Source organism: Chloroflexus sp. MS-G, from assembly GCF_000735195.1.
Lineage (GTDB): Bacteria > Chloroflexota > Chloroflexia > Chloroflexales > Chloroflexaceae > Chloroflexus.
In genome coordinates this window covers 1-11,594 of record NZ_JPIM01000131.1, presented here as the reverse complement: position 1 = coordinate 11,594, position 11,594 = coordinate 1, and the positions used below count along the sequence as shown (strand labels likewise).

Here is an 11,594-nt window from a genome sequence, read left to right as displayed (position 1 = left end):
TGCGTATCGTCATACGATTGAGACGGTCAACAGTCAACTGGAGAAGATGGGCATTGAGCGGCTTTACGCTCGCACCAATGCCGGGTTTGAACTGAAGGTGCACGCAACGCTCATTGCACTCATCTGTACGAACATGAACTAGCAATCAAGGTATCTAGATATTTCCCAGAACTCTTGGGGACCTGACCCCGGCGCTTGCGATACAACCGTGCTCGGTGTCTATGAGCAGACCGCAGCAGACTTTGATGCCCTAGTACGTGGGACCTTCTCTAACACAGTGACCAAAAAGATTTACGTCGCATTCGCCAATGGTAACGAACAGAGCTATTGCCCCGATGGCTGGCGTACCTCAAGTGGGGGTGCAATGGGAAAGAATGTGATTGCCGTCGGTGCAACCAACTCTGATGATAAATCAATGACTAACTTTAGTTCGTTCGGTCCAACTGAAGATGGTCGGGTAAATCCCACAATTGTAGCACCAGGTTGTGAAGCAAATGGTGAAAATGCCATCTGGTCTACCTTGCCCGGACAAACCTATGGTGGAAGTGGATGGTGCGGCACCTCAATGGCGACACCAGCAGTTTCAGGGATTCTCGGCTTAATGCTGGAAGCATATAATCTGACCTACAATGCTGATCCCCTGCCCTCAACGCTGCGTGCAGTGTTGGTACATACTGCTGAAGATTTAGGTAATCCTGGCCCTGATTATCGGTTTGGGTACGGACATGTTGATGCACTGGCAGCCATCAACGTTATCACAACCACTACTAGTGCTGCTCAATCGAGCTATATCAGAACCGCATCGATTGAGAGTGGGCAAACGCAAGAGTATACCATCTCTCACCCTGGCGGCTCTCTCAAATGCACCCTGGTCTGGGATGACATCCCGGCAACACTTCCAGCCAGTCAGACGCTCATTAATAATCTTGATTTACTGCTGATAGGCCCCGATCTTACCTCATACCAACCCTGGATTCTCGATAAGAATAACCCGGCAAATCCAGCTTCGCAAGGCACAAACAACATCGACACCATTGAACAGATAGTGATCACGAACGCGGCTGCCGGTGCATGGACAGTACGGGTGTCAGGGAGTAGTATTCCGCAAGGGCCTCAAGAATACTCGCTGGTATGTCCGTTTAGCGTCGTAACCAGTGTGCATCCTCATTCTACGTACATACCGATTGTAAGCCGGTAGCGATACATTCACTCTCCTTATGTTAACACGGCACTCTGATCAGATGTGACAATAGCTCATCAATTCCGCCAGCCCGCATCACTGTGCGAGCTGGCGGTCTGCGTATCCAGGTGATGCCGCAAACCTGTGCCTATCGCTCGCCCTGGAATTCAGCCACCCGCACCCGGAATTCGTCGCTTACGGGCACACTGCGTCCAGCAGCATAATCATACGCGACCAATACCGACTGTCCGGTCGCGATCAGAGCACCGTCGCCAACCCGGGCAATTGCGTAATCCATTGTAAAACTCTTGCCGCCAATCTTACTAACCCGCACCCCAACCAACAACTCATCACCAAAATGGGCTGGTGCTTTGTAACTGATCGTCAATTCGGCCAGAATAATCCCCAAGCGATCAAGGGAACCACCAACCAGTCGCTGATAGTAAGCGATCCGCGCCGATTCAAAATAGGTAGCGTAGACCGCATTATTCACATGACCGAGTGCATCAAGATCGCGAAAGCGAACTTCAATGCGATAGTGAAAGGGATATTCAGCTAGTACCGCCGGTACTGAATGGCTCATGCCTCGCTCCTCATGATTGAATATCTATCTGTTACTCTCTGGTATAATGGCGTCCAATATGACACCAGACCACTCCAACCTATCCCGGTACAGCTTCTTAAAAAACCGGTAAGGAAACCGATATGCCAGCAAGTAAGGGGACAATCTTCATTATCGACGACGATCTCGGTCTACAGAATATTCTCTCTATCGCACTTCGTAATGCCGGTTATGAAGTCGTTCTCGCCCGCGATGGCCTCGAAGGACTTCGTATGCTGGAACACATCTCACCCAGCCTGGTTATCAGTGATATTATGATGCCTAATATGGATGGAGTTGAGACCTTCCAACGAATCAAGGAACGCTTGCAAGATGACGGCATCCCGATCTTTTTGATAACGGCGCTCAACCGTAAACCGTGGTTTGCCGATCTTGAAGCTGAAGGCGCGGTGATTATTCAGAAGCCGTTCGAGGTGCATCATCTGGTTGAGCTGATTGACCGGACATTGAGCTAAGCACTGCGAAATGTGGCCGAAGCCGATTATAGGTTTCGTCAAGCGATTCGGGGATTAGTTTTGTGTCGCCGATCACCGGCATAAAGTTAGTATCACCGTTCCAACGCGGTACGATGTGCATATGCAGATGATCGGCGATACCTGCTCCTGCGACACGTCCCAGGTTCATACCCAGGTTGAAACCGTGGGGGGCGTACTCGGTCTGAAGGATCTCTACACTACGCTGCGTCAGACTGAATAATTCAGTAGCAACCGCCTGATCGAGCGCAGTGAGATCGGCAATATGGCTGTAGGGAACAACCATCAGATGAGCGGTATTGTAGGGGTAGAGATTCATCACCACAAAACAGTATTGCCCGCGATAAAGCACAAGCCGTTCGGCATCATGAGAACTATCAGCAGCCGCTATTGCACAAAAGACACACCCTTCATCGGAGACATCGCCCCGCTTGATGTAACGCATACGCCACGGCGTATATTTGATTTCCATCACGACTCCCGCACGTTTGCCCGCAGAAAGGCTTCAATAAACGGATCGATCTCGCCGTCGAGCACAGCCTGCACATTACTTGTTTCGTAATCGGTACGGTGATCCTTCACCAGTGTTGAAGGATGCAGATAGTACGTTCGCATCTGATTACCAAACGCCGCCTCACGATATTCGCCCCGCAGGCGTGCCCGCTCTTCAGCCTGACGCTGTAATTCGCGTTCGAGCAACCGTGCTCGCAAGACCCGCAGCGCAAGCTCGCGGTTTTGAATCTGTGAGCGCTCATTTTGACAGGTGACAACAATACCGGTTGGCAGGTGAGTAATTCGTACCGCCGAGTCGGTTGTATTCACACCTTGCCCACCATGACCCGCACTACGGAAGACATCGATGCGCAAATCTTCGGGCTTAATCTCGACTTCAGGCGCATCGTCAACCTCTGGCATGACCTCCACGCGAGCAAAGCTGGTCTGGCGCGTATGGGCCGCATTGAAGGGCGATAACCGGATCAGACGGTGAATTCCTGCTTCAGCACGGGCATAACCATAAGCATAGGGGCCACGAATTTCAATGGTTGCACTCTTGATCCCTGCCTCTTCACCCTCGCTCAGATCAATCAGATTGACGGTATAGCCCCGGCGTTCAGCCCAGCGCGTGTACATTCGCAATAGCATTGCTGCCCAGTCTTGGGCATCAGTACCACCCATACCGGCCTGCACCGATAAAAAGGCATCGCGGTCATCATACGGGCCGCTAAGGAGAATTTCAAGTTCACGCTGAGCAACCTCTTGCTGAATGGCGTGCACTTCAGCAGCCAGTTCATTGCTCAGCGAATCATCTCCTTCCCCTTCGGCCAACTCGATCAGTTCGGCAACACTCGTTATCCGCCGTTCGAGGGCATCCCATGACGTAACCTCTTCTTTTAAGCGGGTCAGCCGCTGCATGATCTCTTGTGCTGTCCGCGGTGTATTCCATAGATCGGGATCGGCAGCACGGGCTTCTAATTGTTCAATCTCGGCTTGTTTTGCCGCCAAGTCAAAGGTGCCCCCGTAGATTGGCAAACCGTTCACGAACTGTTTCTAACTTGTCTTGTAGTTCGGTCAGCATAGTACCCTCTGGTTTATTTTGACAGAAAGATTTTGATCGTTCTTCCGCTCTCTATGGTACCACAGCTCAGGTAAGCGTGAGACGGTGATCAACCGCTGCTTAAACCTATGACTCGTCGTCACGTTGAACTTCGTCTCTACGACAGGACTCCCGGATAGGCACAAGCAGAAACGTCAGGTAGAAGGTGATTCCTCTTTACCTGTTTGTGGAACCGTACCATCTGCCGCCAGTAACGCCCCTAACAGTGCTGCTCGTCCAACCATACCTACCAGCCTGCCTTGGGCATCGACAACCGGCAAGCGCTTGATCCGTCGCTCTATCATCAACTCTACCGCCGCTGTGATCGGCGTTTCCGGATTCACCGTCAATACCGGACTGGTCATCACATCCGCAGCAGTATGGTCTTTTAACGCCAGCTCCAGCTCTGGCGAGCGAGCACCACTGCCGATCCAGATCGCGAACCGCTGGAGCAATCCCGGTGCTGCCGGTCGCATTGCTCGACGGAGAATATCGCCATCGCTAATGATACCTATCACCCGCCGATCATCATCAATCACCACCACACGGCGACGTGGTGTGGAAAGTATCCGATCAAGGGTTTCAGCTAACGGCGTCTCCGGTTTGACCGTTGGAACATCGCGGATCATCACCTCACCGACGGTTTTCGCCGAGGTAAGACTCGTTCCTGGCAAGAGATCGGTAGCCATGACAAAGGAGTTAGCCACCGTCTGCAACAGGTCAGACCGACTGATCATCCCAACCAGCCGACCATCGTTATCAACGACCGGTAGTCGCTTGTGATCGCATTCGGTCATCACCAACGCTGCCTGAGCCAGCGATGCAGTGACATTGATCGTTTTTGGATTGGGTGTCATCACATCAGCAGCCCGTTCTGGTCTGGCTGCAATTGCGGCCAGATGAGCTGCTCGCTCGGCACCCGGCAACAACTGCTGTAGGTGCAGGGGGAGCTGACTCACCCCACGCTGGAGGAGGTCACTATCAGTGACGATACCAACGACATGGTGATGATCGTCAACGACCGGCACTGCGCGTAGACCGCGTTCAAGCAACAGCCGCACCAGATCACCAACCGAGGTCGCCAGATGTACTGATGCGACATCACGACTCATCACATCGGCGACGGTAAGATGAGGCGGAAAGGCACTCCCTACCCGCCGCCCCACCTTGACCACCTGCACCGGAGAAAGCACGATTAACCCTTCTTGGACTAACTCACTTAATTTGGGCAACAATCGTTGCAGGCGGTCACTGCGGTCAATACAGGTAATCACCAGCGGTAAACGACTGGGAATGTCTACCAGGAGATCACTGTGAAACACTCCATGCGTTCCATAGCCACCAACACCGCGAAAAACGGTGACACCCGGTGCGCCCGCAGCACGCAACGTATCAACGATACGCGAAGCGATCGTTCGTCCTTGGAGGCTGTCACCTTCATCAATATAAATCCAGAGTTGCTGAGTCACGGTCTGCTCCATTGGAGACCTCCTCCCTATGTATGAGTTCATCCTCTTCCACCGATGATACGGCGGAACACATCCTCCATTGACGTGCAACGGTTGCAGCCCGACCACCGGCTCGATGACCACCGATCACAAACACGATGGTCGGGAAGCAGTGCACCTGACCCCTAAGATAAGAGGCGACCAAGCCCTACTCCTAGCCCAACAGCTAGCAGCCCACCACCAACACTACCGGTCATGTAGCCCACTGCTCCCCACCAATTACCGGTATTTAGTAATGAGAAGCACTCATAGCCAAATGTCGAGAAGGTAGTAAATCCACCTAACAAACCGGTAATCAGCATCAGGCGGATCGGCTCACTAACGGTTAACCGATTCGTTATCAGTGTCAGCAAAAAGCCAATTGCCAGGCAACCCAGGACATTGATGATAAAGGTACCATAAGGCCAAGACGTACCCAAGCGTTGAGCTGCCCATAAACCGATCCCGTAACGCAGATTTGCGCCGATTGCAGCACCCAGTGCAATTGCTAAGACATTGTTCATTGCTCACGTCGTTGCTACCAAAGCAGAACCCTTTATAAAACTACTTCTATTGTACGTCAATTCATGACATATTGCGGCAGAAAAAACGGCCTGCCTCTGTTAGGATGACGTCACGGCGGGGAAGGAACAAACCTCTTCATCGTGGATGCAGGCCAGAGCATCATCGGTGCGGATGATGTGTTCGTCATTATGACGTTGCCAGAAGGGTGTGCCGAATGTGTGCCGCAGAGCGCTGATCCATGTGGCGGTGATGGATTTGCCTTGACCAATGATGGCGCCGATGGCATCGGCATCTGGCCTGCACGTGTGCTCGAAAGGGGGATTTAGAGCGTGATCAAAAACGAATATTTCGGATAGAGTCGATTTAGAAGCATAGCGATAGCACCAAAATACCGAAAGGCTGCGCTTGATTCGAGATTACGGTGGTATACGTTCCTCGCCAAACGATGGTATCCCGCCCACGCCATCGAACGTTCCACCACCCATCGCTGCGAGATGACGGCACATCCCTAGTGCCCTAGAGGTTTTGCAATGAAATGATATGCGGACGGATTGCGATGTTCTTTTTTACAACTCTTGTTTGTATCCCTCATCCACGTGAATCTCGTGCATCCGAGACCCGGCTGACTGACAGGCTCCTGCCCCGAGAGCAGGCGCTCACGTGCACCAGAACAATGTCCGCACACCGCGTGGATGCATCTCGCCCGCTCACCAGCGGGCCGCCCGTCCCGTGGACGTGAATCCAGCGGCGCAGGTCGGCGCCGCACGCCAGCAGATGGACCACCGCCGGCACACCAGTCACGGGTAGGTCGTTGGGGTGGTGGGCCGAAGCAGCGAGCCAGGCGTCCGCCAAAGTGCGGCACGGACCATCCCGACGGTGGCACGTGCGTGCAGCAGGGCGGGATCAGTGGCGCTCCTCGCCAACAGGGCGCCCACGACCCAGCGGGCCAGAGCGCAGCGCCGGTGATGTGACACGCTTGGAACGAAGGTCTGTATCTGCTACGGAGGGATGTGCCAGCCGATCGTCTTCTCCTCCCTCCACCTCAACTTCGCCACACAACGCGGCTCAGCATTCCACACCTCGGGTAACCGCGTGATTTGTGATCATCGGCAGCAGGTGCGTGATCTTCATTGGTGTCGCTCTGTTATTAAACCGCTCGCTTACCGAATATCGCCCTAAGCCGAGAACCCAGTCCCCCAAATTGCCTGTACATCTTTGCATCAAATGTTCAGAAAATGCTATAATTCAGCAAGTATCTATCCTGCTCTGATTGGTCAGACATCGGCGAAAGGAGGTGAGCGCATGGCAGACCCTAGCCTTGATGATCTTCAAATACCAGCGAATGTTTGTCTGTCCTGTCATCCGTTGCTCATCTCTGCGAGGTATAACGTTGTATGAGTGATGCTAAAGTAGAAACGTCGCAAATTGAACGCTACAATCCTGCCGCCATCGAGGCTAAATGGCAGGCCCGTTGGGCAGCCGACCAACTCTACCGCACACCACCTATCGATCCATCAAAACCAAAGTATTACGTCCTCGATTTTTATCCGTATCCGAGTGGCGACGGTCTCAGCGTTGGTCATTGTCGAAACTACGTGCCCACCGATGTCGTAGCGCGGTTTTACCGCATGCGTGGCTACAACGTGCTGCACCCTATGGGATGGGATGCTTTCGGTTTGCCAACCGAGAACGCGGCCATAAAGACAAAAACCAACCCGGCTGTCCTCACTCGCCGCTACAGTGCCAATTACAAACGTCAAATGAACATGCTCGGTCTCAGCTATGACTGGGATCGCGAGATTACTTCGTCTGAACCCGATTACTACCGTTGGACCCAATGGATTTTTCTGCGTCTTTACCACTCCTGGTATGACCGACGGGTCGAAAAGGCACGCCCGATTAGTGAGCTGGAGGCAGAACTGGCCGAGCACGGGACCAGTCGTCTTGATCTATCCCTTACCGAACCGCAAGTGACGGCTGAAGAGTGGCGACAGGCAACACCACTTCAACGGCAAGAAATTTTGCGCCGTTTTCGGTTGGCGTATCGGGGTGAAGCTGTCGTAAACTGGGATCCCGTTGATAAGACGGTGCTGGCAAATGAAGAGGTGTTACCCGATGGTACAGCATGGCGTAGCGGTGCAAAGGTCGAACGAAAAGTGCTAAAGCAGTGGTTCTTTCGCATCACTGCCTATGCAGACCGCCTGGACCGCGATCTCGATACGGTTGACTGGCCATCGAAGATTGTGACAATGCAGCGCAACTGGATCGGCCGCTCACGCGGTGCGGAGGTCGTCTTCCACACCGAAGCAGGTGATCCGATCATTGTCTTCACCACACGCCCTGACACGCTGTGGGGTGCGACCTTTATGGTGCTCTCGCCTGAACATCCGCTGGTCGCAAAGGTGACGACCGATGCGCAACGCGACCAGGTCGAAGCTTACGTTGCGCAGGCCCGTAACCGACCAACGACCACTGTGGTTGCCGAGGAGAAAGAAAAAACTGGTGTCTGGACAGGTGGCTACGCGATAAATCCGGTCAATGGGGCGCGCATTCCTATCTGGATCGCCGATTATGTATTGATGGGCTATGGTACCGGTGCAATTATGGCCGTGCCAGCGCACGATGAACGTGATTTCGCATTCGCTCTCAAGTACGGCCTGCCCATTATTCCGGTGATTACCCGCCCCGACAATGCAGCCCGTTCGCTCCTGCGTGCAGCAACAATTGCTGAAGATACTGCATCTGCGTTGCAGGCCGCCGGCTTTACCGTTACCGTGCAAGATAACGGTGATCTGCTGGTTGAACTGAATGGTGAACGTGCGGTTGAATATGCTGCGCTGATCCAACCACGACTGCGCAACGGCTGGACAGAAGTCGCCGGATCGGGGTGGCTCTTTATCTTCCCCGATGAGACGATTGCCCTGGACTCTATCGCCGCTGATGAACGGATCACGGCCCGCCTGCGCACTGCAACTGGTGATACACATCTGCCGACGGCGATGGCCTACCTACACCGGATTGAGGCTTATCGTAATCTGATTTATCACGACGCCATTGGAGTGCCAATTCACTCAGGCCCTATTAATGGTATCCCGGCTGATCAGGCAATCGAGCAGACAATTGCCTATCTGGAACAGCAAAAGATCGGGAAAGGACGAACCAATTACAAGATGCGCGACTGGCTGATCAGCCGTCAACGCTATTGGGGTACACCTATCCCGATTATTCATCGTGAAGATGGCTTGGAAATCGCGCTCGCTGACAGCGAACTGCCGCTGACTCTCCCGAATGTCGAGAGCTATGAACCAACGGCAACGGGCGAATCACCATTGGCGCTGATCGACGAATGGGTTAATGTAACCCTTCCCGATGGGAGTAAGGGTCGGCGCGAAACCGATACTATGGGCACCTTCGCTTGCTCGTCGTGGTATTTCCTACGCTTTGCCGACAATCACAATCAGCAGGCGCTGGCCAGTCAAGAGGCACTTGATTACTGGTTGCCGGTTGATCTGTATGTCGGCGGTGCTGAACATGCAGTTATGCACCTGCTCTATGCCCGCTTCTGGACGAAGGTGCTCTACGATCTTGGCGTGGTCAAGTTCTTTGAACCTTTCACCTGCCTGCGCAATCAGGGTCTGATTCTGGCTCCACCACGCGAGGTCAACGGCGAGATCGTGATTGAGAAGATGTCGAAATCGAAGGGCAACGTCATCACTCCCGACGAAGTCGTTGCCGAACACGGCGCCGACGCGCTACGTGGGTATGAAGCCTTTATCTCCGATTTCGAGCTGTCGGTACCCTGGAGTACTGATGGGGTCCCTGGCGTGAAACGTTGGCTCGACCGGGTCTGGCGAATTGTACTCTTCCCCAACGCCGAGCGTGGTCAATCTGGCGCTACGATGAGCGAGCGCCAGTTACGCCGCGTCGCTCATCAGGCAATTCAACGGGTTGAGCGTGACATCCTGAACTTTAAGTTCAATACGATGGTTGCCGCGTTGATGGAGTTCACCAACACCCTCTATCGCGCCCGTGATGCAGGTCTGGTTGATACGCCAGCCTGGCACGAAGCGATTGAGATCTTGTTGCTGTTGATGGCACCGATCACACCACATATCAGTGAAGAGCTGTGGTCACGCCTCGGTAAACCCTACAGCATCCACCAGCAACGTTGGCCGGTTGCCGACCCAGCAGTGGCCGCCGAAGAAGAGATCGAGATCGTGGTGCAGGTCAATGGCAAAGTGCGTGGCAAACTGACAGTTCCCGTTGATCTCGACGAGGCACAGCTCCGTGAGCTGGCGCTTGGAAATGAGCGAGTGCAGCAGTTCATTAACGGTAAGCCTATCCGCAGCGTGATTGTCGTTCCTAATCGTCTGGTCAACATCGTTGTTGGTTCATAATCGTTGTAATCGGTTGACGATGAGCAGAGCCGTTGCATAGCAACGGCTCTTAGTATTACCCTATGAACATACCACCAATTTTAACTCACCGCATCGTGCGGGCCTATCTGGTGATTGCACTCGGTGCAGTGCTATTCTGGTTGCGACGAATCTTTCTCCCTACATTTTTTGAATTGCAGGGGGTAATGTTCGATATAGCCGTTCCTTCTGCGCTCAACAGTTGTTACAATCGTCCCGCACTCGCCACTTGCAGCGATGCTGTGATCGTTGTAGGGACTGTTGTCGGGGTCGTGGCTGCTGTTGGTTGGGGGAATCTGGCAATGACCGTCTTTGCCATCATTTTAGCTATCCCGCCGCTTGCACTCTACTTTGCACTCAGCCCAATCTGGCCACCTCTGATTGCGCTGGCGTTTATTCCAATTGCGCTTGAACTAGGCCTATGGTTTCTGTTCCCTCGCCAACCCGACCAACCTGAAAACCAGGATTGAACGTTCACCACACGCCAGGTCTGATCAACGTTCCATCCCTTGCTCCCTTCCATTGACCCGATAGGTCGACTCGATTTCGGAAGTGCTGGTAGTTGATCGTCATCAATAATAATTCCAATAGCACTAGTTACCTCCCCAAGCGAGCCGCCAATCACACCCTCCAAAACAACGCGAAGAGTCTCATTCGGTTCAGGAGTATCGTCACCAATCACGGTCACAATGATCACCGGCGCTGAATCATCAGGTGGAATCACCAGCTCGGCAGGTGTCGTCGCCCGATAATCTACATCAGGCGTTGCCGAGATCGGCTCAACTCGATAACGTACACGTATTGAACGTTCACGAGCAGGGTTACTTAAAAAGATTGGAAACTCAAGTTGGGTCTCTGTACCTGCATTACCCTCCTCTACCGCAGCAGGTCCGATACTTACCGTTACCGCATCATCATCAATAATGGTTAAGACCTGCTCGCTATTCTCCAGTTCACCACCGACAATACCGGTCAGTTGGAACATGACAGTTTCATCCTCTTCGGCAATGGTATCACCGTTGACTTCAATAGTTACCGTCCTGGTCGTGCCAGCCAATGATCCGGCTGGGAAGATGAGCGTACCGGTTTCTCCGTTCGGTACCCGGTAATCACTGCTAGGGGTTGCCGGAAACATTCCCCCAGGAGCCACACTGTACGTCACCTGTACATCAATAACATTGTCGGTGAGTAATTCAACAACAACATCACGGCGAGTAACAGTGGGAGGATTGCCCTCATTGACTGGATCGATTGGTCGAACCCTGACTCTTACCACGGGAGTCGGTGTAGGAGTTGGC

10 protein-coding genes and 1 pseudogene are annotated in these 11,594 nt (G+C 53.2%); 5 read left to right on the top strand and 6 right to left on the bottom strand.

What is annotated here, in order from left to right:
• The first annotated feature begins 160 nt into the window (after positions 1-160).
• Positions 161-1,198, top strand: a complete 1,038-nt coding sequence (locus tag JE47_RS0117520) for a S8 family serine peptidase (protein ID WP_269078003.1) — start codon at positions 161-163, stop codon at positions 1,196-1,198.
• A 130-nt stretch (positions 1,199-1,328) separates the two neighbouring features.
• On the opposite strand, the gene JE47_RS0117515 is transcribed toward JE47_RS0117520, so the two are convergent.
• The gene (locus JE47_RS0117515) at positions 1,329-1,763 is read right to left on the bottom strand and encodes an acyl-CoA thioesterase (protein WP_031460997.1); all 435 of its coding nucleotides are present in this window, start codon (positions 1,761-1,763) and stop codon (positions 1,329-1,331) included.
• Positions 1,764-1,885: 122 nt separating this feature from the next.
• Between JE47_RS0117515 and JE47_RS0117510 the strand changes: the two genes are divergently transcribed.
• Positions 1,886-2,257, top strand: coding sequence for a response regulator (locus JE47_RS0117510; RefSeq protein ID WP_031460996.1), 372 nt, complete (start codon positions 1,886-1,888; stop codon positions 2,255-2,257).
• Here the strand turns inward: JE47_RS0117510 and JE47_RS0117505 are convergent.
• The 4 genes from JE47_RS0117505 to crcB all read right to left on the bottom strand — a co-directional run bounded on the left by JE47_RS0117505 (position 2,196) and on the right by crcB (position 5,880).
• On the bottom strand, positions 2,196-2,747 hold the full coding sequence (locus JE47_RS0117505; protein ID WP_031460995.1) for an HIT family protein: 552 nt from the start codon (positions 2,745-2,747) through the stop codon (positions 2,196-2,198). The two genes, JE47_RS0117510 and JE47_RS0117505, sit on opposite strands and share 62 nt — an antisense overlap.
• Positions 2,747-3,851, bottom strand: a protein-coding gene (gene prfB / locus JE47_RS0117500) for a peptide chain release factor 2 (protein ID WP_236631289.1) whose coding sequence is annotated in 2 segments (ribosomal slippage) — positions 2,747-3,781 and positions 3,783-3,851 — 1,104 coding nt in all. Because the reading frame shifts where the segments join, the coding sequence is not laid out codon by codon here. The genes JE47_RS0117505 and prfB overlap by 1 nt, the downstream gene beginning before the upstream one ends.
• A 173-nt stretch (positions 3,852-4,024) precedes the next feature.
• A complete protein-coding gene (locus tag JE47_RS0117495; RefSeq protein ID WP_031460993.1) occupies positions 4,025-5,350 on the bottom strand; it encodes a DUF190 domain-containing protein in 1,326 nt (441 codons plus the stop codon).
• A gap of 152 nt (positions 5,351-5,502) precedes the next feature.
• Positions 5,503-5,880: a fluoride efflux transporter CrcB gene (crcB, locus tag JE47_RS0117490; RefSeq protein ID WP_031460992.1), complete on the bottom strand. Its 378-nt coding sequence runs from the start codon at positions 5,878-5,880 to the stop codon at positions 5,503-5,505.
• A gap of 141 nt (positions 5,881-6,021) precedes the next feature.
• Between crcB and JE47_RS0117485 the strand changes: the two genes are divergently transcribed.
• The 3 genes from JE47_RS0117485 to JE47_RS21435 all read left to right on the top strand — a co-directional run bounded on the left by JE47_RS0117485 (position 6,022) and on the right by JE47_RS21435 (position 10,766).
• Complete coding sequence (locus JE47_RS0117485; RefSeq protein WP_031460991.1) at positions 6,022-6,207, top strand: hypothetical protein; 186 nt, start codon at positions 6,022-6,024, stop codon at positions 6,205-6,207.
• A gap of 1,068 nt (positions 6,208-7,275) precedes the next feature.
• Positions 7,276-10,278 carry a leucine--tRNA ligase gene (locus tag JE47_RS0117480; RefSeq protein WP_031460990.1) on the top strand — a complete coding sequence of 1,001 codons (3,003 nt, stop codon included), beginning with the start codon at positions 7,276-7,278 and terminating at the stop codon, positions 10,276-10,278.
• Between the two features lie 62 nt (positions 10,279-10,340).
• On the top strand, positions 10,341-10,766 hold the full coding sequence (locus tag JE47_RS21435) for a hypothetical protein (protein ID WP_236631288.1): 426 nt from the start codon (positions 10,341-10,343) through the stop codon (positions 10,764-10,766).
• Between the two features lie 158 nt (positions 10,767-10,924).
• Here the strand turns inward: JE47_RS21435 and JE47_RS22600 are convergent.
• A pseudogene (locus tag JE47_RS22600) lies at positions 10,925-11,281 on the bottom strand (Calx-beta domain-containing protein); the annotation flags it as partial.
• Positions 11,282-11,594 lie beyond the last annotated feature (313 nt).

Bases quoted from the DNA above. Each gene is read 5' to 3' on its own strand.
- JE47_RS0117515 (WP_031460997.1), bottom strand. From the start codon at position 1,763: ATGAGCCATTCAGTACCGGCGGTACTAGCTGAATATCCCTTTCACTAT.
- JE47_RS0117510 (WP_031460996.1), top strand. From the start codon at position 1,886: ATGCCAGCAAGTAAGGGGACAATCTTCATTATCGACGACGATCTCGGT.
- JE47_RS0117505 (WP_031460995.1), bottom strand. From the start codon at position 2,747: ATGGAAATCAAATATACGCCGTGGCGTATGCGTTACATCAAGCGGGGC.
- JE47_RS0117495 (WP_031460993.1), bottom strand. From the start codon at position 5,350: ATGGAGCAGACCGTGACTCAGCAACTCTGGATTTATATTGATGAAGGT.
- crcB (WP_031460992.1), bottom strand. From the start codon at position 5,880: ATGAACAATGTCTTAGCAATTGCACTGGGTGCTGCAATCGGCGCAAAT.
- JE47_RS0117480 (WP_031460990.1), top strand. From the start codon at position 7,276: ATGAGTGATGCTAAAGTAGAAACGTCGCAAATTGAACGCTACAATCCT.
- JE47_RS21435 (WP_236631288.1), top strand. From the start codon at position 10,341: ATGAACATACCACCAATTTTAACTCACCGCATCGTGCGGGCCTATCTG.